The following is a 25272-nucleotide window of genomic DNA, read 5'->3' on the forward strand; positions in this document are numbered from 1 at the left end:
TATCGACATGTTATGCCCTAAACACAAAATTTCTGACAGGTCCCGGCGCCCCTGGGCGCGGAGCATCCAGCAGCCCATCCAGGCGATCCGCGACGAATCGCGAGCGCCACTTGGAAACCGTATGCACGTCGACACGCTGCTTTGCGGCAACGGTCTTGTTGTCCAGGCCTTCAGCACTGGCCAGCACGATGCGCGCGCGCAAAGCCAACGCCTGTGCCGTCTTGCGCCGCATCGTCAGCGCCTTGAGCTGCTCGCGTTCAGCCTCACTCAAGATTAGTTCCGCCTTTGGTCTTCCCCTCATCGCTACCTCGCCCCGTGCGTGCCTTCAATGCAGAGTACAACGCGAGCCAAATAATGCAATGAATTTCAGACTCATGACACTAGCAGCACAAAGCCAAAAAGCGCCCCCAAAAAAACTCAGCGAACCGCAGCGCCAAAAGCCCCAAACAGGCGAGAAGGCTTGCGCACACTAAGCCGCCGCCGAGCTAAAAAAACGCACCGAAAGCGCACTCCCGGGCATCGGCGCAAACTGCGCGTCGCTGAACACGCGAGCCAAGCCATCCGCATCCCCCAGTTGCACGAGCGCCGGTCGCCAGTGCGGGGTATCCGTCTGAGTGCGGACCGCGCCAGCGTATTGCCCCACAGGCGGCAAGCAGATGTCCTGCGGGAGACGGATCTCCGCGGCGCCGCTGGCACGGGCAGGTGTTTTGGCGACTACCATGGCACGAATTTCATGCGGTCGCGCGAGCAACGCGGCTGCGGCGCGCACGTTGCCACTCTGGATCAGCCGGCGGGCTTCCGTGGACGAACAGCGTACATCGGTCCCGGTTGCGTTGGTGGCATGCAGCTGCGCGGGCTCGACGGCATAGCCGTGCGCCTTGCCAAGTTGGCCCAGGTAATCGACGTCACCCTGGCGTCCCCGACCGCAGCGGAAATTTGCGCCAACCACCAGCCGCCGCATGCCCAAACGCGCCAGCAGCAAGCCACGAACGAAGTCATCGGCACTGGCTTCACTGAGGGCCTGGTCGAAAGGCAGCACCAGGCAGTGGTCGACGGCGCCGCTATCGGCCAGCAGCGCGATACGGTCATCGACTGTGGAAATCATGCGGGGCGCGCTCTGCGGCTGCAGGAGCGCGCGCGGATGCGGGTCGAATGTCAGCAATACGGTCGGCAGTCCGAGCGAACGCCCGGCGGCGCGTAACGCAGCCAGGACGGCGCGATGCCCGCGGTGCACACCATCGAAGGTGCCGATCGAAACGACGGATGCCGCCAGACGCAGCGCGTCTGCTTGCCTTGTCACCTGCATGATGTTCTCCTCCTCTTGTCATGCACCGCATGCTAGGAGGCGATGGCGCACGACGCCAATCCTTTGCCTTCATGGTGTCTATAACCGGCGCTCATCCTTCCATGTTTGACCCGGCAGCCGCGCCCGCCACGGCATCGTGCCGGGCAAACAGCCTGTGCACCAGCGCGCGGATCCACTGGTTGCCGGGCTCGCGATGCACGCGATCGTGCCAGTGCTGGGCGATGTCCATGCCGGGCAGCGTCAGCGGCGGCGCTACCACGGTGAGATTGAGGTCCTTGCAGAGCGCCCGGGCGAGCGTCAGCGGCAAGACCGCCACTGCGTCCGAGTGCTTGGCGATCAGGCCCGCGGTGGCGAAACTCGGCACGCGGCAGATGATGTTGGTATGGGGCACAGCGGCCTCGATGGCGCGCTCGATGCTCAGGTGCTGGTGGCCGGTACCGACGGCGGAGACCAGTACATGTTTCTCGGCGACGAAGGCATCCAGATCGCCAAGCTGTGCCAGCCGCGGATGGTCCTTGCGCACGACGGCGCCGTAGGTCTCGTGCCATAGCAGCTGCCGGCGGATGCTCTGCGTGAGCCCCGGGAACGAGCCGATGGCCAGGTCGACAAGGCCGTTCTCCAGCCAGATGTCGAGATGCGTGGCATCGGCGTTGACCGCCTGCACCAGGATGCCCGGCGCTTCCTCCGCCAGCTGGCTCAGCAGCGGCGGCAGCATCTGCGAGGCGCCGGCATCGAGCAGGAAGAAGCTGAAGCTGCGCTGGCTGGTGCGTGGGTCAAAGCCGACATGGTCCGAGCGCAGCGCACGCACGCTCTGAAGGATGCCACGCACCGGCTCGGCCAGCCCCAGCGCCTTGGGTGTCGGCTCCATGCGCAGGCCGACGCGGACGAACAGCGGATCCCCGAAATACTGGCGCAGCCGCGCGAGCGTCTTGCTCAACGCAGGCTGGGTCAGGTTGAGCACGCGCGCCGCCTTGGTAAGGCTGCGCTCGCTCAGCAGTACATCCAGCACCAGCAGTTGATTCAGGCTGAGTTCGTCTTCATGACGCTGGGGAATAGTGTCCATGATGCGAGGTGATTAGCAAACGGGCCGGCTCGGCTGTAGTCTAGTTTCACACAGCTGACACAGATCAGAAAGCAGGTTTCCAGAGACAAAGCTTCGTCGGAGCCCGGTCGCAGGGCAGCGAGGAAGGCCCCCAACAAGGAGGAGATCGCCATGTCGTCCGCAGTCTTCATCGAAGCCGGCGCGAATCGCTTTACCGATGCCGCCATCGACGCCACCAGCTTCCGCGACGCCTTGTCGCGTGCGGTCACCGCCGTGACCGTCATCGCCACCGACGGCGCCGGAGGCCGCGCTGGCGTCACGTGCTCGGCTGTCTGTTCCGTGAGCGATTCGCCACCCACCGTGCTGTTCTGCATCAATCGTCGCAGCGCCGCAAACAGCGTGATCAAGTCCAACGGCGTGGTCAGCATCAACTGGCTGCACGCCAGCCAGACGGCGGTGTCCCAGCTGTTTGCCGGGGCCGGCGCGGTGCCGATGGCGCAGCGCTTCGACGGTGACGGCTGGGGCGTGTTCGGCACCGGCGCGCCATACAGCAAGTCCGCCATGGTCGCGCTCGACTGCAAGGTCGTTGACCAGCTCGAGATCGGCACCCACAGCGTCTTCGTCGCGCAGGTGCTCGGCAGTTCCGGCGCTGAGAGCAGCAACGACACGCCGCTGGTCTACTGCCGCCGCAGCTATGCCACTACGCAGCCGGTCGCGGCTTAAGGCGGCTTAAGGCGGCTTAAGGCTGCTTGAAGCCACCTGGCCGCGCCAGGCGAAACCCCAATTTCGTATCCGTGTCCATATGCCCTTCTCCAGGGCAGGGACTGTCACACCCCGAAAGCCCACCAAGGAGACCTCGCGATGATTCGCACTGGCAAGCAGTACCTGGAATCGCTCAACGACGGCCGCAACGTATGGGTCGGCAACGAGAAGATCGACAACGTCGCGACGCACCCCAAGACGCGGGACTACGCGCAGCGGCACGCCGACTTCTACGACCTGCACCATCGTCCCGACCTGCAGGACGTGATGACCTTCGTCGACAAGGATGGCGAGCGCCGCACCATGCAGTGGTTCGGCCACTTCGACAAGGAACAGCTGCGCCGCAAGCGCAAGTACCACGAGACGATCATGCGCGAGATGGCCGGCGCGTCGTTCCCGCGCACGCCGGACGTCAACAACTACGTGCTGCAGACCTATATCGACGATCCGTCGCCGTGGGAAACGCAGACCATCGGCGCTGAAGGCAAGGTCAAGGCGAAGAACATCGTCGACTTCGTCAACTTCGCCAAGAAGCACGACCTGAACTGCGCGCCGCAGTTCGTCGATCCGCAGATGGATCGCTCCAACCCCGATGCCCAGCAGCGTTCGCCGGGGCTGCGCGTGATCGAGAAGAACGACAAGGGCATCATCGTGTCAGGGGTCAAGGCCATCGGCACCGGCGTCGCCTTTGCCGACTGGATCCATATCGGGGTGTTCTTCCGCCCCGGCATCCCGGGCGACCAGATCATCTTCGCTGCCACGCCGGTCAACACCCCGGGCGTGACCATCGTCTGCCGTGAGAGCGTGGTCAAGGAGGATCCCATCGAACACCCGTTGGCCTCGCAGGGCGATGAGCTGGACGGCATGACGGTATTCGACAACGTCTTCATCCCATGGTCGCACGTGTTCCACCTGGGCAACCCCGAGCACGCGAAGCTCTACCCGCAGCGCGTGTTCGACTGGCTGCACTATCACGCGCTGATCCGCCAGTCCGTGCGCGCCGAGCTGATGGCTGGCCTGGCGATCCTGATCACCGAGCATATCGGCACCAACAAGATCCCCGCGGTGCAGACGCGCGTGGCAAAGCTGATCGGGTTCCACCAGGCCATGCTCGCGCACATCGTCGCGAGCGAAGAGCTGGGCTTCCATACGCCGGGGGGTGCCTACAAGCCGAACATCCTGATCTACGACTTCGGCCGGGCGCTGTACCTCGAGAACTTCTCGCAGATGATCTACGAGCTGGTCGATCTCTCCGGGCGCAGCGCGCTGATCTTCGCGAGTGAGGACCAGTGGAACGACGAGGCGCTCAACGGCTGGTTCGAACGCATGAACAACGGTCCCGTGGGTCAGCCACACGACCGCGTGAAGATCGGCCGCGTGATCCGCGACCTGTTCCTGACCGACTGGGGCAACCGCCTGTTCGTCTTCGAGAACTTCAACGGCACCCCGCTGCAGGCCATCCGCATGCTGACCATGCAGCGTGCCGAGTTCTCCGCTGCCGGGCCATACGGCACCCTGGCGCGCAAGGTCTGCGGCATCGAACTCAGCGAAGGCCACGAGAGCGAATACAAGGCCACCGCCGGCTACGCCCAGGCTTTGGATTCGGCGCGGCACCAGGAAAAGCTTGCCCTGAGCGGCACGATGACTGTGTGACCGCCTGACCCTCCGGCCGGCGTCGTCTGGCCGGGACACCCGAAACATGCAAGGAGTGAACGATGCAATCCAATGAACTGCTCGATAAGATTTTCCGCGGCGCGCGCAGCCAGAACGGCTGGTTGCCCACGCCGGTACCCGACAGCAAGCTGCGGGAACTGTATGACTTGATGAAGTTTGGACCGACCTCGGTCAACTGTTCGCCGGCCCGCCTGGTGTTCGTGCGCACGGAAGAGGGCAGGGCCAAATTGCGTCCGGCACTGGCCCCGGGCAACGTCGAGAAGACCATGGCCGCACCGGTCGTCGCGATCGTCGGCTACGACACCCGCTTCTACGAGCAGCTGCCGGCGCTGTTTCCGCACAACCCGGCAGTCAAGGCATGGTTCGAGGGCGACGAGAAGGTGGATTTCGCCAACACCACGGCGTTTCGCAACGGCACGCTGCAAGGCGGCTATCTCATCGCCGCGGCGCGCGCGCTGGGTCTCGATTGCGGCCCCATGTCCGGCTTCAACAACCAGGCCGTCGATCAGGCCTTCTTCGCCGGCACCAGCATCCGCTCGAACTTTATCTGCGGCCTTGGCCATGGCGACCCGGAAAAAGTGTTCGCCCGCAGTCCGCGTCTGTCGTTCGAGCAGGCCTGCCAACTCGCCTAGCGGCCGGGAGTCCAGCGATGCAAGAATATGACCAGCATAACCTGACCAAGGCCGTCATTGCGCGCCTGGCCAATACGCCCAACGCGCGCACGAAGCAGATCATGACGAGCCTGGTGCGGCACCTGCACGACTTCGCGCGTGAGGTCAGGCTGACCGAGGCCGAATGGAAGCAGGGCATCGACTACCTAACCGCCACGGGCCAGATGTGCGACGACAAGCGCCAGGAGTTCATCCTGCTCAGTGATGTGCTCGGGCTGTCGATGCTGACCGTGGCAATGAACCAGGAGAAGCCGGAAGGCTGCACCGAGGCGACCGTGTTCGGTCCTTTCCATGTCGAAGGCGCGCCGCACTACGAGCATGGCGCGGACGTGGCGAACGGCGCCAAAGGCGTGCCCTGCATGGTCTATGGACGGGTCAAAGGCGTGGACGGCCGGCCCATTGCCGGTGCCGTGGTGGAAACCTGGCAGGCGGACGCTGATGGCCACTATGACGTGCAGTACGAAAGGCTTGAAGTGGCGCAGGGGCGCGGCGTGCTGAAATCGGGCGATGATGGCCGCTTCCATTTCCGCACCATCGTCGCCCAGGCCTATCCGATTCCTGACGATGGCCCGGTTGGCGAGTTGCTTCGCGCCACCGGCCGCCATCCATGGCGGCCTGCGCACCTGCACTTCATGATCAAGGCGCCTGGCTACGAGACGCTGGTCACGCACGTGTTCCGGCGCGGTGACAAGTATCTCGACTCCGACGCCGTATTCGGCGTGCGCAAGTCCCTGATCGGTGACTGGGTGCGCCAGACAGACGGCACGTACCGGCTCGACTTCGACTTCGTGCTCAATCCAACCCGCTAGCGCTGGAAAGCGCCGCGCGGCCCTTGCGGGCGGCGCGGCGGCAACCACGCACCGCGCCAGCCGGCCCGGTGTTCCACGTGGTCTTTCGGAGTGGCAAATGGGTTCGATAGATGGCATGAAGGTCCGGCGGGCGCGTGCATCGCTGCCGGTCCGGTTCGGGCGGCTGGCGCTCGCCGCCGCATGCGCGGCTGGCAGCATGCCGGCACGCGCCACCGAGGGTGGCGGCAATTCCTACCCCATCGGGGTCGATAACCTATATTCCGGCCTAATGCTGCCCGAGGGCGCCAACTGGCTCCTGTTCTACCAGCACTACGATGCGGGCAGCTCCAAGGACAATACGGGGCACGACAATCCCAAACTGGCCAGTTTCCACCTGCGCCTCGACGCGCTGGCGCCGCGGCTGTCGTATGTCTGGCCCGGCGTCAGGGTGTTCGGCGCCAACCTGGAAACGCGCATCGTGGTTCCGATCGTGTCGGCGAACCTCGACATGTCGGTTGCCAGACCGGCACCGCTGCCGCCGCTCGACAAGGGCGGCAACAAGACCGGCCTGGCCGACATGACGTTCGCGCCGGTGATCCTCGGCTGGCACAGCGGCAGTTTCCACCAGATGGCGGGGGTCGAGTTCCATCTCAAGACCGGTGCCTACGATGTCCATGACCCGGTCAGTATCGGCCGCAACTACTACCAGATTGCGCCCAGCTACGCCTTCACGTGGTTCCCGACACGCAATGTCGATATCAGCGCCAAGTTCCGGTACGGCCTCAACACACGTAACGAAGCCACCCAGTATCAGTCGGGTGATGAAGCCACCATCGAGTTCAGTGCCGGCTACCACGTCACGCCGAGGCTGACGCTGGGCCTGAACGGCTACTACTACGTGCAGACAACGGACGACACGCAGAACGGCGTGCGCGTCAACGGCAATGGCAACCGCGGCCGCGTCACGGCGCTGGGTCCGGATATCTGCTTCCAGCTCAACGACAAGGTCAGTTTCTCGCTCAAGGGGCAATTCGAGTTCGGCGCCCGCAATCGCCCCGAAGGCAACCGGATTTGGGCCATGGGCCGCATATCGTTCTGACGGCTCGGACCTGTCCCGAGCCGCATTGGAGACCCTACGATGAAAGCATTCCAGTACGCCGCCCGTGCCCAGCGCATCGTCTTCGGCGCCGGCACGATCCGGCAGGTTGGCAAGGAAATCGATGCGCTAGGCGCATCCAGCGTCCTGGTGCTCAGTACTCCCGAGCAGCGCCGGCTGGCCGAACAGGTGTCGGACCTGCTCGGCGCCCGCGCGATCGGCATCTTCGACCGTGCCGTGATGCATGTGCCGGTCGAGACCGCGCGCGCAGCCTGTGCGATGGCATTCGAACTGGGCGCCGACAGCGTGGTGGCGATCGGCGGCGGCTCGACGACGGGGCTCGCCAAGGCCATTGGCCTTGAGATGAGCCTGCCCGTGCTGGCGATTCCCACCACCTATGCCGGCTCGGAGATGACCACGATCTACGGTCTCACCGATGCGGGCCTCAAGCGCACGGGTACGGACGTGAGAGTGCTGCCGCGCACTGTCATCTACGACCCGGAACTGACCTATTCGCTACCGGTTGCGATCAGCGTGACCAGCGGCATCAACGCGTTGGCGCACGCCGCCGAGGGCCTGTACGCCCATGACCGCAGCCCGATTTCGGACCTGATGGCAGGGGAGGGAATACGGGCCATCGCGGCGGCGCTGCCGGCGCTGGTCAGCGAAAGGGATACGGCTGCGTTGTACGAGGCGCGCGCGCAAGCGCTGTACGGAGCGTGGTTATGCGGTGCCGTGCTCGGCAGCGTGGGCGTGGCGTTGCATCACAAGCTGTGCCACACGCTTGGGGGCAGCTTCAACCTGCCGCATGCCGAAACGCACACCATCATCCTGCCGCACGCGCTGGCCTACAACGCCAAGGCCGCGCCGGGCGCCATGGCCGCCATCGCGCAGGCCCTGGGCGCAGCCAATGCAGCGCAAGGGGCTTTCGACCTGGCGCGTACGACCGGTGCGCCGCTGGGGTTGCACCAGATCGGCATGCGCGAGGACGCGCTCGACAAGGCGTGCGAGATCGCGCTGCAGAACCAGTACCCGAATCCGCGCCCACTCGAAGCCGGGGCGATTCGCGAACTGCTGCAGAACGCCTGGGAGGGCCGCCGGCCCGCCTGAGGCGGTTGGGATTCCTGCTGGCGCGGGTTCAGGCCGCGCCCATCGCCATACAAATAGGAAGGCACAAGATGTGGAAGATTCCAAGGCAATACAGCCATTTTGCGTTCGGCGCGATACAGGTCGGCGTAACGTGTGCGGTGGCATCGGCCATCGCAAGCATGCAGTTTGTCGCCGAGGGGACGTTCGTTTCGCACTGGCTGCGTGCGTATTTCTTTTCCTGGGTTGCAATGTTGCCGGTCGTCATCGTGGCGGCGCCGGTCATTCACTGGCTTGCAAACCGGATCACGCGTTGAACGTGATCGGTTCAGGACCGATTGTGACTATGTCCTTGCGGTGACCATGTCATAGAGCAGCTGAGCCGCTGGCGCCAGCGGGCGTCCGCGCCGTGATATCAGTCCGAGGGTGCGGGTGATGGCCGGTGCGTCAAGCGGAACTGCGGCCAGTCCGCCTCGATTGTCCGGGGGTAACGCCATGCGTGGCACTACGCCAATGCCCAAGCCGGCTTGCACGGCTTACCAGTGCAGGGACGTGATGGACTTCGCAGTACCAGCGAGGCCGCGAGGCCAGGCGCGCCAGCGCCTGGTCGATCAAGAACCGGTTGCCACTTCCGCAAACCATGCGGTTGATCATCGAAGCCAGGCTGGCCGGCGAGCAGCGACACGGTCCATGAAGTTGACGGAGTTCTGGCCATGTGAAGCGATGAACGGTCGCGCGCGGGGAGGGGGGCGCCGGCTACGCGAACGCGCGGCAGACCAGCGGCTTAGCTCACTGCAAGACGTCATATCGCGCCGGCGCAACGACTGTCGCAGTCGACGCGGAGGCTGCGCTCGAAGTGATCATCGAGGTTAAGCCGGGAGAAGTCGCGTCCCAAGTATCCAAACCAGCCGTTACGCCGAACCTAGAATGCAATTAATCGCCAAGCTTCGTCAACTGGCTGGCATGAGCCAGGTGCCCTCGCATAGCAGGTGGCCAATCCCGTTTCGGATTATAAATTCACTTTAATGAAATAATCGGGCCAGCCGCCTGCCCTCTCCACGGGACGGCCTTTATGCCGCGACCATTACCTGATCCGACGCCACCGTCGCGCGCGACGATTCGCACCATTCACCAACTGGGCGAGCGCATTCGAGCCACCCGCGCAGGGGAAGGGATGCCCATTGACCAGGTGGCGAGGCATTGCGGTGTCTCCATTGGCATGCTGTCCAAGCTGGAGAACGACAAGGGCGTCAATCTCGAGCACGCCCTGCGAGTGATGGATGGACTGGGTTTGACGATGCTGGTGCAGTTTGCCGTGCTGATCCGACGCGAAGTGAAGGCCTGGACTTGTCGTAGCCGACGCCAGCCCTATAACTGTCACTCAGATTCCATATTGGAGTTTGTTCGATGGCCTCGGTACAGTGGGCTGGACTTAGGAGCAGCGGTTCGATGCCCAGACTGGAACACTGAGCACCATCGATTTCGATTGAGGTCTATGAGTTGGGGCCGGTCCGACCATCGTCTTGCTGCCATCGCTCGGGCGCGGCGCGACCGACATGCTGGAGTTGGCTGAGCCGCTTTCGTCCGCCGGATACTGTGGGCTCTGTCCGGAGCCGCGCAGCAATGGCCGCAGCACGGGGCCGCTGGGCGACAAGACGCCGCATGATTGGGCAGGAGATATCGCGACGGTGATCGAGCATGCCGGCCAAGCGCCCGTGGTGATCGTCGGGCACGCGCATGGCAACTGGACGCCCGCACCGTGGCGAGCGATCGGCCCTACCTGGTGCGCGCGCTGGTGTTGCTGGCGGGCCCGGCGGGAAAGGTGCCGAAGGGTGTCGACGCCGTGCCAATCCCTGCTGAAGTGCGGGCCCAGATCAAGCGTTGCGAGGATACCAGCTTACCGGATGCTTGCGCCTACACGCGGTGTTCTTCGCGCCCGGCAACGACCCTGAGCCTTGGCTGCTGGGCTGGAACACTGAACTGATGTGGTCGCTTCCGGCACCGTGTCGATCGCCAGGGCAATGCCCGCAAACGACCACGTGGCTAAGATCAAACCATTCCTGCACGAAGTGAATTCGCAGCATCAATGCAAGAGCGGCCGTCCTACCAAAATTGCTAGCTTATATTTGTTCGATTTGGTGCGTACTATCACTTCAACAGACAGTCATCATATTGACGCTGGCCGAGCAGGATAATTTTCGAGCAAGGACTAGAAGTATTTACGCGTTCTTTTAGCTTTGCAAAATGCAGATATAAAGTTAATTAAATCAGACATAACTTAACGACCTATCGATTTTCGACTCAGCGAGGAAAATAATCCGCTCATTGGTGAGCGTCACCGAAATTGCAGCGTAGCTAGGAAGGGAACGGGGATGGAAATTTGGGCGAAATCAGGAAGCAAGTATCGTCAATCCACGGTTATAGGGCAAGGTTCAAAGAATGCGGCGCTCCCCCTAATCATCGCCTCGATCTTCACTGCTCGCATATCCGTGTTGAGGAACGTTCCCAGCGAGCTAGAAGATGTTCGGGCTGTCATACGCTCTCTTGAGTGGCTTGGCGTTACGGTGAAGCGAACGAACAACGCGTTAAGCATTGACGCCTCGACGCTCGGGGCGGCCGGGATGTGCGAGTGATATTTGTGCGCTAATCGCATTCATGCAACGCGAGATCAGGCAGCACTTAGGATGATAGTTCCTTGGCTGCTGACCAGAGATCCAGCGGTAGCCATTGGTCAAGTCGACGATCAAGGTCGCCGCTTTGGTCTTCAAGAATCCGGCGCGGGTTCCAGGGCTTCCAACTACTGGGCGTGCATGGCTATCAAGGAAGGGAGGCGGGCTGCTTCGACTCCGTGTTCCTTGCCGATTCGCTGGCCCTTGGCGAGGGCATCCGCCATGTCGCCGGCGCCGGGCTGGAACCGATCACCGCAGTGGCGGCGCTGGCACGGGCCACCAGCCGGATCGGCTTCATTGCCACTGCCTCCACGACTTACTCGGAGCCCTTCAATCTGGCTCGCCAATTCGCTTCGCTCGATCACATCACAGGCGGCCGCGTGGGCTGGAACATCGTCACGTCGTGGGTCCAGGGCGCCAACCAGAACTTCGGGCTGGACCAGCAGCCGCCGCATGCGGAGCGCTACGCGCGCGCCCATGACTTCCTGGAGGCCACCTCCAAGCTATGGGACAGCTGGGCCGACGATGCCATCATCGATGATGCGCAAACGGGGCGCTTCGCCGACCCCGACCGCATCAGGCCGATCGGGCATGCCGGCCCGTTCTACAAGGTGGCGGGCCCGCTCAATATCGCGCGGGGGCCGCAAGGCCGGCCCGTCCTGGTGCAGGCCGGGTCGTCGCCGGCAGGGAAGGCCTTCGCGGCACGCTATGCGGAGGCCGTCTTCACCGCGCATCTGGACAAGGAAACGGCGGTGCCTTTCTATGCCGAGCTGAAAGCCGCGGCAAGGCAGCGCGGCCGACGGGACGATCAGATCGTGATCCTGCCGGGCATCAGCCCGGTGATCGGCTCGGGCGATGAAGAGGCGCAGCGCAACTGGCGCGAGCTCAATGCGCTGACCGATCCCGAGGTCGGCCGTGCCAGGCTGTCCAACCGCTTTGGCGGGTTCGACTTCTCGCACCTGGATCTCGATACGCCACTATCGCTTGATGATTTCCCAGATCCCGCCACCGTGCAAGCGGCCCAGAGCCGGGCCGTGGTGATCACGGGCCTGGTGGCGCGCGAGCGGCCGACCTTGCGCGAGCTGCTGCACAAACTGGCCGGCGCGCGCGGGCATTTCACGCTGGCGGGTTCTCCCGAACGCATCGCAGACACCATCGAGGACTGGTTTGTCAGTGGCGCCGCCGATGTCTTCAATGTGATGCCTCCCGTGCTACCCGGGCACCTTGACGACTTCGTCGAGCATGTAGTGCCCCTGCTGCAGCGCAAGGGCCTGTTTCGCCGGGGCTACGAGACGCAGACATTGCGGGCGCACTACGGGCTGGACCGTCCGTGAGCAAGCCGACGCTCGGGCGCGCTGCCTGAGCGCGATTCCTGACGGCATCCCGAACGTGCACAGCCTGCGCGCGGCCGCCGCGGGATCGGCGAGGTGCCGGGTGGGCTAGTCAATGCAACGCCCCGGCGCTCACGCGCACGTCCTCGCGCACGGCCAGCGACGTTGCGACGATCACACGGACCGCGGCCACCAGCGTATCGAGTGCCAGGCTGGGCGCACCAGGATGGCGGGCCGCCATCTCAGGCAGGTACGGCACGTGGATGAAACCGCCTCGCATGGCCGGCCGGTGCCGCGCGATATAGTGCGACAACCCATATAGGATCGCATTGCAGTTGTAGGTGCCAGCGGTCTGCGATACCGATGCGGGGATGCCATGTGCCCGCAGCGCGGCGACGACCGCCTTGATCGGCAAGGTGGAGAAGTACGCCGCGGGGCCGCCAGGGACCACGGGCTCGTCGACGGGCTGGTGGCCGTCGTTGTCCGGGATCCTGGCATCGACGATGTTGATCCCGACGCGTTCAACCGAGATATCGCTGCGGCCACCCGCCTGGCCCAGGCAGATGACGACGTCTGGGCTGGTTTCCTCGATTGCGTCGTGCAACACGCCATTGACCTTGCCGATCACGCACGGCAATTGACGCGCGGCGATCGCGGCGCCGTCGATGGTCTCGCCATCGAGCCGCCGCGCGGCTTCCCATGAAGGATTGATCGTTTCGCCGTCAAAGGGCTCGATGCCCGTCACCAGAACCGTGGCCATATCTGCTTCTCCTGCTGACTCGAGGGTGTGAAAGTGATCGGAAGCAATCAGGATAGGGGTTCGAGAAGAATTCTTGAAATGGATATTCATTATCCATATTGTCAATATGAATCTCGCTTCCATTGACCTCAACCTGCTCGTTGCCTTTGAGGCCCTCTATGAGACCCGCAATGTCACCCTTGCCGGGCAGCGCCTGCACCGGGCGCAACCGTCGGTCAGCAACGCGCTGAACCGGCTGCGCGCACTGTTCCAGGATGAACTGTTCGTACGCACGGCGGCAGGCATGTTGCCCACGCAACGCGCTGACGCCTTGATTCCGGCGATCCGCCAGGCGCTGGCCCAGATCCGGCTGGCTCTGGAGCAGGGCGTCAAATTCGATCCCGCCAACGCCGCGGCGCAGCGCTTCACCATCGCCGCGAGCGACTACACGGACATCGTGCTCGTGCCGTTCATCGTAGCGCGGCTGCGGCACGAGGCTCCCCAGATCGACCTGCGAGTGGCCCGGCTTGACCGAGCCGCCATCTGGCAGCAGCTGGATGACGGCACTGTGGATATCGCGATAGGCGGCCATCTTGCGCCGCCCAAGCGGATGCTGGTCACGCCGCTGTACGACGAGCGGCTCATCTGCATCGCCGACCGGCGACACCCCGGGTTACCTGGCGGCTCCCTGGACCTGCGGGCCTATATTGAACTGCCTCATGCGTTGTTTGTGCCGAGCGACGACAGCTCGAGCCGGGGCGTGGTCGATGTCACCTTGGCTGGCCTGGGTTTGAGGCGCAGGGTAGCGGCCACTTTCGCGCATATCGTTGCGCTGCCCCAAGCCGTGGCGGGCACGGACCTGGTCGCCACGCTGGCCGAGCGGGTCGCCGTCAGGCTGGCCGGCAAACAGGTTGTGCTCTACCCGCTGCCAAACAGGTTGTGCTCTACCCGCTGCCGCCAGAACTGGGTGATCATCGTTTCAGCGTAGACATGGTGTGCGGCCGTCGCGCCAACGGCAACGGGGCGCTGGAGTGGCTGCGTGCCACCGTCAGCGCGGCAGCACAGGAATTGATGCGCCGGGGCCGTACGGCCTCGGCATGACAGTTATCCGCAAGCCGGCCTGCATTCGCGCCGTGGCCGGATAGTCGGTGTAGCCTCCGACATCTCCGCCGAGGAAGGACGTGGCATCGGGCGCATTCAACGGCAGGCCGCTGCGCAGCCGGACGGGCAGGTCGGGATTGGCGATGAACGGGCGGCCGAAGGCAATGATGTCGACGAGGCCGCTGGCGGGCGCGTGCTTGGCGGTGTCGTGCCCGTAGTCGCCCGCAGATCAAAATGCAATTAATCGCCAGGATTCCTGCCCCAACCTTAAACGGGGTTTGGCGGCACAGGTCACCTGGCAGGTGAGCGACGTGGCGTGAGGGTCGGCCGGAAGGGCTTTCACAGCGTGAGCGGGACGCTCACCCATTCGCTGACGCTCCTGCGTGGTTTCGCGCCGCGCATCGCGCTCTCTGTGCAAATAGGATGGTGGACCGCAGCGACCCCCATCTCACGTAGCGAACGTCGTCCTATCCGTCCGCTGTCACAGCAGAACTAAGCCGCGCTGGCCGGGTGTCAGGAAAACGTGTCCTTTCACGAACTTGAATATTTGTCGGGGGTGCTGGCACCTGAGTCCAACGGAACCGTATCTTGCTTCGTGCGGGTTTGCTCCACGGTCCAGATAGCTCGTTGACAGCGCCGCCCCATACAGCGTGCTCAAGCCCATCGCTCCGCTAGGAGCCGGATCGTTCCAGATGGGCGACGGCAATCCTCTGCCCCAGCACATCTTCCTGCGTACTATTCGAGCTGCTCGAGCGGTCTGCAAGACTCCCGCCCAGGGCATTGCCAAACACAATAGGTCCGAGGCGAAGTCGTACCCCTATTGACTGCTGCGCCTTAGCGGACGCGCCTTTCCACGCCATGCTACAACCGCAGGAAGGGTTTCTGGGGGCAGAAGCCCCAAAGTGCGTTTTTGGGGCCACAGGCGGTCAATCGAGAGAGCTTCAGCGGAAGGCGGCGCGAACGGCCGTGGCTCAATGCGCAATCAGGCTTGCCACGATGGAACTCATCGGTGAAGGCCTCACCGAGGCCTGGCGCGGCATCGGAGCCGACGAGTAGGATGTCGGTTTCCTTGCTACAATCCTTGCCATGGCCCACCTCACTCCGCCCAGCTCGCAGAAGTACCTGATGCCGCGCGATGCCGATGCTGTCGGTCCGCAGAACGAGGCTGAGCGCCGCCTGTACGAGCTCATTGTGGAAGGGCTCAACAGCGGCCCGGGCACGGACTACGAGAGTGTGGCCGACTTCGCTGTCGAATTCCGCGCGCGCCTGCAAAACGGCAAGCGCTGAATCGTGGCGCTTCTCTTGGGCCGCGTTCGCATCCGGACGTGCTGCGTGTCCTGCATGAGCGCAGGGACACCTGAGCGCGCTGGCCTTCCTAGCCGAGCATCCCAGCGTTGGCTCCCGCCGTTATGCTCACTTCCTGCCGGGTGACTCTCTGCGCGCCTGGTCCCTCGACCGCTTCCCTTTCCTGGTGTTCTATCGGGTGAACGGTGACATGCTGGCCTTCCTCCAGCGCCTCCCACAGCACATCTCGGGCCTCAGGTGTTGTACCGCCCTCGGCCTCGCCGCCAACCTCCCGCCGCTTCGCCCGGGTCCGTGGCCGCTAGCCGGAAATGACTGAGCGACTCCTGCCCAATCCCACCGTGCTTGAGCCGGCCCAACATACAGTTGGGCGGCCAAACATCCGAAACAGCCATTGGCGATTTCCTCGTGTGTGACGCGCACGGGCCAGAGCATGCCGAGTTGTGACGGCTTATCGGAACGCTTGTCGAATCCGGCTGACGTCGGTGATCAACCAACCCCGGAAGTGGGCGCTGCCGTCTCCTCGCAGATGCTTTGCGAGCGCGAGGCTCGCGGCGTGGATGGTGCGGTCGCACGTGCTGAGCTTCGTATTCATCGCGCGCCCCTTAGGTCGGCCGCGTCGGTGCGTGGTCCCGTCGCGAAACGCGCCGCGGCAGGCGAGACAGTCCAACCAATTCGTGCCGGCAATCCAGTCCGTCTATTTACTTCGGTTCGTCGACCGGGCCTCCTGCGACGCAATAAGATCAAGTCATTGTCATAAAAAGAAAGTCGGCAGGTAGGGGCAGCGAGCCCTAACGTTTCCACCCGATCCGGTGCCGCTCCTGCGTGGCGCGGTGCCGCACATCGTCTTCCGTATGCAGGTAGGCGCTGGTGGTCGAGATGGACGCGTGCCCGAAATTGTCCCTCACGAACCGCAGGTCGACCTGCTGGTCGGTCATATGCGACCCCGCCGTGTGGCGCAGCCAGTGCGCCGAGGCACTGGCCAGCACCTCGGCCCGGCTTTCCCACTCGGGGCCGCGCGCGCGCAGGCGCGCGGCCGCCAGCGCGAAGATCTCCTTGAGCACCAGGTGCAGGGCGCCGCGCGACAAGGGCTTTTCCTTGCCGATGATCGGTAGCAGGATCGGGCGCTCCTCGCCGGGGTGCGGGGCGGGCGGCAGACCGTGGGCGCGGCGATAGCGCGCCAGTTCCACCATCAGCTCATCGGTGGCCGGCACCAGCCGCGTCTTGCTGCCCTTGCCGGTCACCTCCAGCCACCAGCGCTCGACGCCCTCCCGGTCGCGCCGGCAAAGAAAGGCCCCCATCCGGGTCTCGGCCACCTCGGCCGCGCGCAGGCCGCCGAGGTACAGCACGGTGAGCAGCCAGCGGCAACGCGCCGCGTGCAGCCGCTCGCGCTCGGTGGCGGTGTCGTTCGCGCCCGGCATCGCCTCGATGGTGTCCTTGACCACCTGCCACATGGCGTGGCTCAGGTAGCGCGTGACCCTGGGCTTGGACTGGCCGCGCCGGCTGCGTGCCAGGGAGAGCGGATTGCCGGCGAGGTAGCCGGCGTCCACCAGCCAGGCGAACAGCGTATTGAGGATCACCATCGCATGCCGCGCGCTGGCCGGGGAGAGCGGGCCGGCGAACGGCCGCCAGTCCGGCGCGCCGCGTGCGAGCTTCTTGCGCGACGCCATCACCAAGCGCCAGGCCGGTTGCCCCGCCGTCGTCACACAAATTGCGGAAGACCCTTAAATTTGTTCCCGCTTTTTGCATAAATTTGTTCCTGGCCCCCATGGGCCCGGCTGACGGGCGCCATGGAGGTGGGCCAAGCGCACGGTGTCACGGTACCGACCGCCCGCCATTCGCTGGGCTCAATGGCAGCCATCGAACCAGCGACAGCGTCCTCGGTTTCGCACAGACAAATGCTGTGCTGGGGATGGCCACGCGCGGAGGGGAGGGCACCCCGATCGATGGCATCGAGCCAGGTCGTCAACGCGCTCACGGCCGACTCGATTTCCCATTCGATAACGGCGTCCAGCAGGCCGGTCAGCGGAGAGGCGTGCATCCACTGATAGTGTCTTTGACCTGTCGATGATCCGGTCGGAACTGGCTCACTAGCGGAACCCTGGCACGCGATTGCAGCCCCTCGGCACCGGCTGGCAGCCAATTCAGCAGTTTTCGGGTGCCAGCCGATTCTCGGTCCAATCTGAGGTCATGCCACGCGCACAGGGCCAGGCCGCAAAGGGATCGACTGTTGCGTTGAGTCTTTGCAGGGAAAGCATTCACTCAGCGCAACCGCGATTTGTACGACCATGGCTCAAGCGACGCTACAAGGATTTCAGGTACTCGGCCAGATCGGCGATCTCCTGGCTGGTCAGGCCGAGCGCCTGCTTCGTGTTGTAGGTCTGTACCACATCCGCCAGCGTCGCAGCCGAGCCGTCGTGGAAGTAGGGCGCGTGTTGCCACACTCCGCTCAGGGGCGAGGTCCGATACTGCTTGGTCGCGGAGCGGGATGCATAGCTTGGCGATTCGGGTTCGGCCATCGATTCGGCAGGCGGATGCAGGCGCGAATTGGCGTCCGTGAAGGTCGCGCCGCTATGACAAGTGGCACATCTCCCTGCGCCTTCGAAGACAAGCTTTCCCCGCTGCGCCGCCAACTCGTCGAAACTGCCGGCCGGTGCCGCCGGGGCCTTCAGGGATAGCTGGTAGGCCTGCAGGGCAGGGAGCTTGCTGGTGACAAGGTCCTCGGTGCCATGCGTGATGGACAGGTTCAGCCGTGGTTCGGTAACGGTGCCAAGACCGCCCATTTCTGCCACGGCGACATACCGGTTCCAGTAGGCGATGTCGTCGCCATCGCCGGTCACGGTGATGCGATGAATACCGGCCAGACCGTAGGCGGGCGGGATCACAACCGGCTTGCTAAGCCCGTCGATATTGTGCCGGGGATCAAACTTGCCGGCGCCCCACGCATTGAGGACCTTCTTCATGGCGGCGTCCATCGCCGGCGACAACGCAATGATGGCGCCCGGGTTGAGATCGCGATTGGCCCATCCATCCAGGCGCTTGCCAATGCCGGGTGCGAACGAGTTGTCGACCGTGGAATGGCATAGCGCGCAGGTGATCCCGACCCGGACCAGCTTGTCTACCCCGTTTATGGTTTCGACGGTGCCCCTGACCCCGACGACCGCGTTCAGTTTCAGCAGAGCCACGGTGGTGGCCGGGCTCTTCAGGTCGACAGTGCCATTCCGGATGCCTTCCACGACCGCCGCGGGCAAGGCTTCGGCATCCACTTTCAGGCCGACCGACAGGGCGGTCACGGGGTCGACCGCCGTGGCGATGACCTCGTGCATCTTCAGGGTATCGGTCCAATGCGCTTCATCGCCAAATGTCTCGAACCGGAAAATCTGCTTGCCCTGCTCGACCAGCGCTGCCTGCTTAGCCGTGGCATCCTCGCTGACCGCCGCAGTCTCGCCCGAGGAGCCGCCGCAAGCCGCGGCAGCCGCCACGGCGGCGCCTGTCGCCATTGTGGTCAGCAAACGCCGACATGCAATCATTGAACGTGGCTGCTGGCTGCCGAGTGCCCGGGTCGCGGGTGGATGTACGTGCGGAACCTGCTTCATGATCAGTCTCCCTTCTTGTGAAGAAATCCGCTGCGATTGAGCCGCGGTGCGACAGCGCCGGGTGAGTGCCGATGCTGGCAACAGATGACGTGGGGCGGCGCGTGAGCACAATCGGCGCCCGTTCCGGCGGTGGGTCGATCGGCCCGGGGGCCTTGCGCTTCGGGAGGCGTTCTGACATGGGGATCCATCCGTTCTGCTGCTTCTGCCCATTAGACGCACCAACCCGCCGAACGGTGACAGGCCGCCGGGCATTCATTGCCTGCAAACTCGCGGGACACATTGCCTATGATGAAACCTGCCATGGAAATGGCGTGGCTCTGCGCCGGGAGCGCGCTCGGGCCGGCTGCGCAGTGATGGTGGATCTGTCGCCCGCTGGCAGGGCAGGAGGAACATTGAGGGGACCTGCAAGACGATCCGGGTGCGGCCACCGGCGCGAAGGCTGTGGCCAGAAGCCAGGCGGATCAGCTCGCGCACGATTCAAGGCGTCATGGCCGACTTGTCTGTCACCTTTGCGGGGCGAAGCGCGTCTAATTGCCAGAAGCTAAAAAAAAGGAGTGGTATCCAGAATGCCAAATAACGTGATTGCGCAGCATCCGCCACCGACCGTCGACGGACGCCCGGATGCCGATCTCGTCGCGAGCGCCAGAGCAGGAGATGCAAGCGCATTCGAGATCATCATGCGGCGCAACAACCGTCTGTTGTTCCGCGCGGCGCGCGGTGTGGTGCCTGACGATGCCGAGGCTCAGGACGTGGTACAGGAGACCTATCTGCGTGCCTTTACCAGCCTCGATTCGTTTCGTGGTGACGCTGCCCTGAGTACCTGGCTGGTGCGCATCGCAATCAATATAGCGGTGAGCGCGCAACGCAAGAGAGGGCGCCTCGTCCAGATGGAAGACAGTGAAGAACCGGCGGCCGAACCTTCGCGGGAGAATTTGATGTCATTGCGCACCGCGGACAGCGAATCGCCAGATGCCATGGCGGAACGGGGCCAGATGCGCGAGATCCTGCAAGCCGCGATTGAGCGTTTGCCGGCCATCTACCGCAGCGTGTTCATTCTGCGCGCGATCGAAGACATGAGCGTCGAGGAAACTGCATTCTGCCTCGACGTCAGCAATGATGTCGTCAAGACGCGTTTCCTGCGGGCGCGCACAATGCTGCGCGCCAACCTGGCTGTGCAGGCAACGCCATACTTGCATGCCACCTTCGCGTTTGCCGGACCACGTTGTGACGCTGTGGTCAATCATGTGCTGACCGAACTCAACCTGCGCGGCCTGATCAGGCAGCACTGATGCCAATACCGCCGGCAAGCCACGGGATCTGCCGTGCGCAAGAAAAGGACGAATATGAACGCCCCAGAGAGAACCGCGTTCCTTCCGGACGTGCAAGCGACCGAGGACCAGCGCAAACTGGCCATCAACGCCGTCGGCGTCAAGGGGGTGCGTTACCCGGTTACCTTGCATACTGGCAAGGGAGTCGTGCCGGCAATCGCAACGTTGTCGATGACCGTAGGGCTGCCGGCCACCATGAGGGGCACGCATATGTCCCGGTTCATCGAGGTGCTGGAGGCGCAGACGGCAGCGCTCGATCAGGCAGGGTTCAAGGCATTCCTGTTCGCCATGATGCAGCGATTGCACGCACATAGCGGGGAACTTGAGATGCGGTTCCCGTACTTCGTCAGGAAATCCGCTCCGGTCTCGGGCGCGCAGAGCCTGCTCGACTATGAAGTCCGCTGGCAAGGTACCGTGGCGGAAGACGGGCAGTATGGATTCTGGATGTACGTTACGGTCCCGGCTACCAGCCTGTGTCCATGCTCGAAGGAAATCTCCGCATACGGCGCGCATAACCAGCGCTCGCATATCTGCATCGGGGTCAGGCTCGTGGCGGAGATGGCCGTTGAAGAACTGATTGCCATCGCCGAACGCAACGCCTCCTGCGAAGTGTATGGCCTGCTCAAGCGTGCTGACGAGAAATATGTCACTGAGCGGGCATATGACAACCCGAAGTTTGTCGAAGACCTGGTGCGCGATATCGCGCTTGCCCTGGGTGACGATCCGCGCGTGACGGCATTCCAGGTCGAGGCGGAGAACTTTGAATCGATTCACAATCACTCGGCCTTCGCACGCATCGCGCAACCAGATCAGGTCTTGCCGGGCAGGCGGTAGGGGAAGGCGCAAGCAGCCGGACCAGGCAATCCATTCTCGGGAGCATATGATGAGCACCTACGAATCAAGGCTGAAAGGATGCGAACAAGTCGCGGACGGCACCTTCGCATTCCATTTTGAAAAGCCAGCCGGTTTCCATTTCAAGCCCGGCCAGGCCGTCGACCTCGTCCTTCCCGATCCTGCGCCGGCCTCGGCGCATTACGCTGCGCGACACACGTTCTCCCTTGTCAGTGCACCGTTTCAGGACGAGCTGGTCATTGCGACGCGAATGCGCGACAGCCCGTTCAAACGGGTGCTCAAGTCCTTGTCAGTGGCCGCCATCGTCAGGCTGGAAGGGCCGTTCGGGTCCCTGACCCTGCATGGCGATCGCGCACGGCCTGCGGTCCTCATTGCGGGTGGCATTGGTGTCACGCCCTTTGTCAGCATGCTGCGGCAGGCGGCGCGCGAGCAGTTGCCGCAACGCATTCTGCTGCTTTACGCCAATCGCCGACCTGAAGATGCCGCATTTCTCGCCGAGCTCACGCAGCTTGAACAGAGATACAAGTATTTCCACTTGATTGCGACAATGACGCAGGTAGTGAAATCCGCGTCGCCCTGGGACGGTAGCACTGGCCAGATTGACGAAAACATGGTCAGAAGGGCCTGCAGCGAATATGCCGCGCCGGTCTACTATGTGGCCGGGCCACCGGGCATGGTGGAATCGATGCGCAATGTCCTGAGTGATCTTGGCGTCAATGACGATGCGATTCGCAGTGAAGAATTTTTTGGCTACTAGCGAATCACGATCGAATCGACAAGGCGGGCTGGCATGAGAAGGCTTGCCCGCTTGCCAACTGCATCAGAGCGATCTGCATTGCCAGGAGATCCTGAGGCCTGCCCATTGCGAACATCCGTTTCGTGCACTCACTGGATCCTTGCAGCGAGAAGGGGACCAGCTGAAGATTCCATTCGAGCAGCTTCTCAAAGTGAGCAAAAGCTTGGTCCATGAGACCTACCATGTCCGCCATGCCTCGCAAGACTTCAAGGTTCGTCCGCTGGGTTATGGAAATATGGTGTATGGCTAGAGAATTCACGATCACACTCCTGTAAGCGCACGCCATTTTTTTCTGCGTGCTGATGGGGATGGGGCCGCGTGCGATCCCGCCATGGCGAAAGCGGATTCCGCCGGCTTGCTGCCCGATGGTCAAGGAAAATGCATGAACGCTCCTCGCACATGTGCCCGCTGCATGGAAGCAACAGTCATCTTTGACCGCAAGCCAATGGTCAATCGAAATTCAACAGGGTGACCCCATTGATTGGATGACCAATACGGAAAAAGAAATGCAAGGTGGGGGGAGTCCGGAGCGCTTGTTGGGCGCTTTAATCGCGTGCCCAGCAAGCTCCGGAACAATTAGAGGCAGGCGAGAGTCGCTCCATATCGCGACTGCCTCGTGCTGTAGGAGCGCGAGACCTTCATTGCAGCGCCAATTTGTGACGGCAAGGCTACTATCTGCGATACCGGCTGTCGCTTCATGCCTGATAATCCGAATTGGCAGAAATACTGCACCACCGTATCCATTGCCTGGTTCCTCAGCAGAAGACTAAAAACGAGCCGTTGACTATTCGATCATCTTATCCATTTCCTGGAAAAAGGGCAAACCGGCTGCCGGTATCCTTGTCTTGGCGCTGTAAGCCGCCCGGCCCTCATGGGCTTCCCTTGAGATGCGAACCCTGTTTAAATGATGGCTGTGAGGATTTTCATTTTCGCGCCCGTATTTCCGTGAAACACACATTCCTGCTCCTTCGCGCGGCGACTGCCGAAATGCTCCGTGCCGCCCGGCACTCTGCCTGACACCGTTTGGTACTGTCTGCAGGGCTCCGGGCCGAAACTCATTCCCCTGGAGCCAGGGACAGTTCCTTGGCGAGTGGATTCACAGTGATTCGCGGAGTTTGCGATGCGAAAGACAATTTTCCTTACAAGGGCCCACGTCGAGCGGCTCAATTCTCTTGTGGTGGATCAGGCGTTGCCAACGCACAAGCGGCAGTCCCTGCGTGAAATAATTGATCAAGCGATCGTCTGCACGCACACCAGCCTGCCGGCCAAGGCCATCACGCTGCATACCCCCTTTTTATGCATCGAAGCGCAGCATCGTGAGCATCTTCTCTGGCGCATTGTGTACCCTGAGGACGCCGACTATCGCCAGGGCAAGCTGTCGATCCTGTCGCCGGCGGGTATGGCACTGTTTGGTTTGCACGAGGGCCAGCATGTCCGTGTCGCCGTACCTGAGAGCCTGAACTTTCTTGAAATCACGGTCGAGGAGGTCCTGGAGCCCGAACGCATCCATTGAGCTTTACAAAGATCAGGGTGGCGCCGCTTTGGTCAAGCCCCACCACAGGCGGGGACTTGACCTTGGCGGAGATCGCAGTTGGCACAAGTGCGGGCGTGAAGACGAAAGACGGCATTGCTGTCCGTGATGCCCTCGGGGCCACCGCGGCCGGGATGGGCCAGAACAGAGCGCTGCACACAATCTTTGAAGGCAGGGAGATCCTTGCCGCAGACTGCGCGCCAGCTACGCGTTCCATCCCATCAGGTCCATCGCGAGCATCAGGCCTGCCAAAGCACAGGCCGCCGACACGCCAGTCAGCAATCGCACATCCCGGAACGCCTCGCCCGCTCGCCTTGCCTGTATCGCCGCGACGAGTGCAGCGAGGCCCATTGCGGCCAATACACACCCTATACCTACCATAACGACTACTTGCTCCTGTGATTCTTCAGAGTTAAGTGAGTAATGCGACCCACAGCGGCCGTGCCTCAGCGCGGCTGCCAGCTTCCGCACACCAGCGTGGACGGCTTCTGCCTGGCGACAATACGAGCGCTGTCTTCCCAGATGTCGATGCGCACGTTCAGGCCGGCATAGATGCCGTAACCCGGCCCGGTCAGGATGTCTTCCTCGGTCTGCACGCCTTCGCCGGCCTTGATGGCGCCTTCGGCGGCGATGGTCTCTCTGGCCTTGATGCCCCAGCCCGCCACCAGGTGCTGGCCGGCACGGATAGCGCCGCCAGCCTCAATGCCGCAACCGGCGACGATGTCGTGCTGGCCCTCGATATTCCCACCCGCCTTGATGCCCTGACCGCAGCGGATAGCGCCTTGCGCCACGATGTTCTCCCGGGCTCGCAGGTTGCCGCTCACCGCTATGCGCTCGCCGGCGGTGACATCCCAGCCAGCGCGGACACTGCCCTTGCAGTCGATTTCTGTCTCGGCTTCGATGCCCCAGTTGGCCTTGACGTCGCCGCCGGCTTCGATGGTGCCGCCGCTGTAAAGAGTGGCCGCGCTGTCGATGTCCTCGCCGGCGACGATGGCCGTGCCGGCCCGGATGCCCGCGCCGACGCGGATGCTGCGCCCGGCCCTGACCACTGACTCGACATCGATGCCGCCGCGCACGATCACGGTGCCGGCAAAGACCAGCGCCTTGGCATCGAGCGCATCCAGCGTGAGGATGGTGTCGGTCGGGCCGAACTGGTCGAGCAGCCAGCACGCATCGCCGACGCGGTCAGCCTGGACCAGTGCATCGAGCAGGCGCTGGTAGTCGCTGCCACCGTGGCGGTTGCGCAGGAACCATTTGTAGCCATCCGCGCAGGGGCGCTTGGCTTTAACAAAATTCTGAGAGAGCTCCATGGCCATGTAGGTGTCGCTTGTAAGCAGGCTAGGGCCGTTGTGCGACGGACGAGTCCGGCGCCGGCCAAAGATTGGTGCAAAGCGGGCCGCGCGCCGGACGACCGGCCGGCGCGCATTGGATCAGGATTTAATCCGATTGGTATCGGCGTCTGATCAATCGAGATTGAGGGCAAGGTAGAGGACGGCAATCGCCCCCATCGCGCAGAGTGTCCTGCGGTAGATGACTAAGGTCTTGCGGCTGATAGTCGGCATGCTCTCTCCCGTTTGCACGTTGAACAGTGGGCCGCCATCA

General features: G+C 63.2%; 21 protein-coding genes and 4 pseudogenes. 15 read left to right on the top strand and 10 right to left on the bottom strand.

The features are described 5' to 3' along the window. Positions 1–43: 43 nt before the first annotated feature. The 3 genes and pseudogenes from CNE_RS31720 to CNE_RS31730 form a co-directional block, all read right to left on the bottom strand. Positions 44–301 (bottom strand): annotated as a pseudogene (locus CNE_RS31720) (helix-turn-helix domain-containing protein); the annotation flags it as partial. Between the two features lie 168 nt (positions 302–469). Continuing rightward, positions 470–1306: an FAD synthetase family protein gene (locus tag CNE_RS31725; protein ID WP_013958820.1), complete on the bottom strand. Its 837-nt coding sequence runs from the start codon at positions 1304–1306 to the stop codon at positions 470–472. 91 nt (positions 1307–1397) lie between these two features. Further along, positions 1398–2369: a LysR family transcriptional regulator gene (locus tag CNE_RS31730; RefSeq protein WP_013958821.1), complete on the bottom strand. Its 972-nt coding sequence runs from the start codon at positions 2367–2369 to the stop codon at positions 1398–1400. A gap of 150 nt (positions 2370–2519) precedes the next feature. Between CNE_RS31730 and CNE_RS31735 the strand changes: the two genes are divergently transcribed. From CNE_RS31735 to CNE_RS31765, 7 genes are all read left to right on the top strand, one after another. Continuing rightward, positions 2520–3071 (top strand): flavin reductase, encoded by a 552-nt coding sequence (locus tag CNE_RS31735; protein WP_013958822.1) that lies wholly within the window; start codon positions 2520–2522, stop codon positions 3069–3071. A gap of 138 nt (positions 3072–3209) precedes the next feature. Further along, the gene (tcpA, locus tag CNE_RS31740; protein ID WP_013958823.1) at positions 3210–4763 is read left to right on the top strand and encodes a 3,5,6-trichloro-2-pyridinol monooxygenase TcpA; all 1554 of its coding nucleotides are present in this window, start codon (positions 3210–3212) and stop codon (positions 4761–4763) included. 62 nt (positions 4764–4825) lie between these two features. After that, on the top strand, positions 4826–5416 hold the full coding sequence (locus tag CNE_RS31745) for a malonic semialdehyde reductase (RefSeq protein ID WP_013958824.1): 591 nt from the start codon (positions 4826–4828) through the stop codon (positions 5414–5416). Between the two features lie 17 nt (positions 5417–5433). Then, positions 5434–6264, top strand: a complete 831-nt coding sequence (locus CNE_RS31750; protein WP_013958825.1) for an intradiol ring-cleavage dioxygenase — start codon at positions 5434–5436, stop codon at positions 6262–6264. Between the two features lie 97 nt (positions 6265–6361). Continuing rightward, the gene (locus CNE_RS31755) at positions 6362–7342 is read left to right on the top strand and encodes a SphA family protein (protein WP_238553191.1); all 981 of its coding nucleotides are present in this window, start codon (positions 6362–6364) and stop codon (positions 7340–7342) included. 39 nt (positions 7343–7381) lie between these two features. Next, entirely contained in the window at positions 7382–8449 is a 1068-nt protein-coding gene (locus CNE_RS31760) for a maleylacetate reductase (RefSeq protein WP_013958827.1), read from the top strand. 68 nt (positions 8450–8517) lie between these two features. Beyond that, positions 8518–8742: a DUF2798 domain-containing protein gene (locus CNE_RS31765; protein ID WP_041229190.1), complete on the top strand. Its 225-nt coding sequence runs from the start codon at positions 8518–8520 to the stop codon at positions 8740–8742. Positions 8743–8769: 27 nt separating this feature from the next. Here CNE_RS31765 and CNE_RS39785 read toward each other — a convergent pair. Then, a pseudogene (locus tag CNE_RS39785) lies at positions 8770–9058 on the bottom strand (LysR substrate-binding domain-containing protein); the annotation flags it as partial. Between the two features lie 923 nt (positions 9059–9981). Between CNE_RS39785 and CNE_RS43185 the strand changes: the two are divergent. Then, positions 9982–10377 carry an alpha/beta hydrolase family protein gene (locus tag CNE_RS43185; protein ID WP_404997164.1) on the top strand — a complete coding sequence of 132 codons (396 nt, stop codon included), beginning with the start codon at positions 9982–9984 and terminating at the stop codon, positions 10375–10377. A 743-nt stretch (positions 10378–11120) separates the two neighbouring features. Beyond that, positions 11121–12428: an LLM class flavin-dependent oxidoreductase gene (locus CNE_RS31775; protein WP_013958831.1), complete on the top strand. Its 1308-nt coding sequence runs from the start codon at positions 11121–11123 to the stop codon at positions 12426–12428. A gap of 109 nt (positions 12429–12537) precedes the next feature. On the opposite strand, the gene pcp is transcribed toward CNE_RS31775, so the two are convergent. Beyond that, the gene (gene pcp / locus CNE_RS31780) at positions 12538–13185 is read right to left on the bottom strand and encodes a pyroglutamyl-peptidase I (RefSeq protein WP_013958832.1); all 648 of its coding nucleotides are present in this window, start codon (positions 13183–13185) and stop codon (positions 12538–12540) included. Positions 13186–13258: 73 nt separating this feature from the next. On the opposite strand from pcp, the gene CNE_RS31785 reads away from it, so the two are divergent. Further along, the gene (locus CNE_RS31785; RefSeq protein WP_013958833.1) at positions 13259–14152 is read left to right on the top strand and encodes a LysR family transcriptional regulator; all 894 of its coding nucleotides are present in this window, start codon (positions 13259–13261) and stop codon (positions 14150–14152) included. A 60-nt stretch (positions 14153–14212) separates the two neighbouring features. On the opposite strand, the pseudogene CNE_RS41260 reads toward CNE_RS31785, so the two are convergent. Beyond that, positions 14213–14479 (bottom strand): annotated as a pseudogene (locus tag CNE_RS41260) (hypothetical protein); the annotation flags it as partial. An 872-nt stretch (positions 14480–15351) separates the two neighbouring features. Between CNE_RS41260 and CNE_RS31790 the strand changes: the two are divergent. Further along, positions 15352–15552, top strand: a complete 201-nt coding sequence (locus CNE_RS31790) for a hypothetical protein (protein ID WP_013958835.1) — start codon at positions 15352–15354, stop codon at positions 15550–15552. Positions 15553–16358: 806 nt separating this feature from the next. Here the strand turns inward: CNE_RS31790 and CNE_RS31795 are convergent. Together CNE_RS31795 and CNE_RS31805 are read right to left on the bottom strand one after the other, a co-directional pair. Then, positions 16359–17258, bottom strand: a pseudogene (locus CNE_RS31795) (tyrosine-type recombinase/integrase); the annotation flags it as partial. A gap of 612 nt (positions 17259–17870) precedes the next feature. After that, a complete protein-coding gene (locus CNE_RS31805) occupies positions 17871–19163 on the bottom strand; it encodes a c-type cytochrome (protein ID WP_013958837.1) in 1293 nt (430 codons plus the stop codon). Between the two features lie 566 nt (positions 19164–19729). On the opposite strand from CNE_RS31805, the gene CNE_RS31810 reads away from it, so the two are divergent. The 3 genes from CNE_RS31810 to CNE_RS31820 are packed head-to-tail and all read left to right on the top strand — an operon-like array spanning position 19730 to position 22100. Further along, positions 19730–20452 (top strand): RNA polymerase sigma factor, encoded by a 723-nt coding sequence (locus tag CNE_RS31810; protein ID WP_013958838.1) that lies wholly within the window; start codon positions 19730–19732, stop codon positions 20450–20452. Between the two features lie 54 nt (positions 20453–20506). Beyond that, positions 20507–21325, top strand: coding sequence for a GTP cyclohydrolase FolE2 (folE2, locus tag CNE_RS31815; RefSeq protein WP_013958839.1), 819 nt, complete (start codon positions 20507–20509; stop codon positions 21323–21325). A 49-nt stretch (positions 21326–21374) separates the two neighbouring features. Next, entirely contained in the window at positions 21375–22100 is a 726-nt protein-coding gene (locus CNE_RS31820) for a ferredoxin--NADP reductase (RefSeq protein WP_013958840.1), read from the top strand. A gap of 4 nt (positions 22101–22104) precedes the next feature. Here the strand turns inward: CNE_RS31820 and CNE_RS41265 are convergent, their stop codons facing one another. After that, positions 22105–22512 carry a phasin family protein gene (locus CNE_RS41265; protein WP_041228998.1) on the bottom strand — a complete coding sequence of 136 codons (408 nt, stop codon included), beginning with the start codon at positions 22510–22512 and terminating at the stop codon, positions 22105–22107. A 747-nt stretch (positions 22513–23259) separates the two neighbouring features. Here CNE_RS41265 and CNE_RS31830 point away from each other — a divergent pair. Continuing rightward, entirely contained in the window at positions 23260–23652 is a 393-nt protein-coding gene (locus tag CNE_RS31830; RefSeq protein ID WP_013958843.1) for a GreA/GreB family elongation factor, read from the top strand. Between the two features lie 464 nt (positions 23653–24116). Here CNE_RS31830 and CNE_RS31835 read toward each other — a convergent pair whose 3' ends face one another. Beyond that, positions 24117–24980, bottom strand: a complete 864-nt coding sequence (locus tag CNE_RS31835) for a hypothetical protein (protein WP_041229193.1) — start codon at positions 24978–24980, stop codon at positions 24117–24119. Positions 24981–25272: the final 292 nt, after the last annotated feature.

It is taken from the genome of Cupriavidus necator N-1 (assembly GCF_000219215.1).
GTDB classification, from domain to species: domain Bacteria; phylum Pseudomonadota; class Gammaproteobacteria; order Burkholderiales; family Burkholderiaceae; genus Cupriavidus; species Cupriavidus necator.

What these genes read in the sequence shown, in the direction of transcription:
- CNE_RS31755 (WP_238553191.1), top strand. Translation starts at nt 6,362, where the DNA reads ATGGGTTCGATAGATGGCATGAAGGTCCGGCGGGCGCGTGCATCGCTG.
- CNE_RS31725 (WP_013958820.1), bottom strand. Translation starts at nt 1,306, where the DNA reads ATGCAGGTGACAAGGCAAGCAGACGCGCTGCGTCTGGCGGCATCCGTC.
- folE2 (WP_013958839.1), top strand. Translation starts at nt 20,507, where the DNA reads ATGAACGCCCCAGAGAGAACCGCGTTCCTTCCGGACGTGCAAGCGACC.
- CNE_RS43185 (WP_404997164.1), top strand. Translation starts at nt 9,982, where the DNA reads ATGCTGGAGTTGGCTGAGCCGCTTTCGTCCGCCGGATACTGTGGGCTC.
- CNE_RS31745 (WP_013958824.1), top strand. Translation starts at nt 4,826, where the DNA reads ATGCAATCCAATGAACTGCTCGATAAGATTTTCCGCGGCGCGCGCAGC.
- CNE_RS31750 (WP_013958825.1), top strand. Translation starts at nt 5,434, where the DNA reads ATGCAAGAATATGACCAGCATAACCTGACCAAGGCCGTCATTGCGCGC.
- CNE_RS31735 (WP_013958822.1), top strand. Translation starts at nt 2,520, where the DNA reads ATGTCGTCCGCAGTCTTCATCGAAGCCGGCGCGAATCGCTTTACCGAT.
- pcp (WP_013958832.1), bottom strand. Translation starts at nt 13,185, where the DNA reads ATGGCCACGGTTCTGGTGACGGGCATCGAGCCCTTTGACGGCGAAACG.
- CNE_RS31830 (WP_013958843.1), top strand. Translation starts at nt 23,260, where the DNA reads ATGCGAAAGACAATTTTCCTTACAAGGGCCCACGTCGAGCGGCTCAAT.
- CNE_RS31835 (WP_041229193.1), bottom strand. Translation starts at nt 24,980, where the DNA reads ATGGAGCTCTCTCAGAATTTTGTTAAAGCCAAGCGCCCCTGCGCGGAT.
- CNE_RS31765 (WP_041229190.1), top strand. Translation starts at nt 8,518, where the DNA reads ATGTGGAAGATTCCAAGGCAATACAGCCATTTTGCGTTCGGCGCGATA.
- tcpA (WP_013958823.1), top strand. Translation starts at nt 3,210, where the DNA reads ATGATTCGCACTGGCAAGCAGTACCTGGAATCGCTCAACGACGGCCGC.
- CNE_RS31820 (WP_013958840.1), top strand. Translation starts at nt 21,375, where the DNA reads ATGAGCACCTACGAATCAAGGCTGAAAGGATGCGAACAAGTCGCGGAC.
- CNE_RS31790 (WP_013958835.1), top strand. Translation starts at nt 15,352, where the DNA reads ATGGCCCACCTCACTCCGCCCAGCTCGCAGAAGTACCTGATGCCGCGC.
- CNE_RS31810 (WP_013958838.1), top strand. Translation starts at nt 19,730, where the DNA reads ATGCCAAATAACGTGATTGCGCAGCATCCGCCACCGACCGTCGACGGA.
- CNE_RS31760 (WP_013958827.1), top strand. Translation starts at nt 7,382, where the DNA reads ATGAAAGCATTCCAGTACGCCGCCCGTGCCCAGCGCATCGTCTTCGGC.
- CNE_RS31805 (WP_013958837.1), bottom strand. Translation starts at nt 19,163, where the DNA reads ATGAAGCAGGTTCCGCACGTACATCCACCCGCGACCCGGGCACTCGGC.
- CNE_RS31730 (WP_013958821.1), bottom strand. Translation starts at nt 2,369, where the DNA reads ATGGACACTATTCCCCAGCGTCATGAAGACGAACTCAGCCTGAATCAA.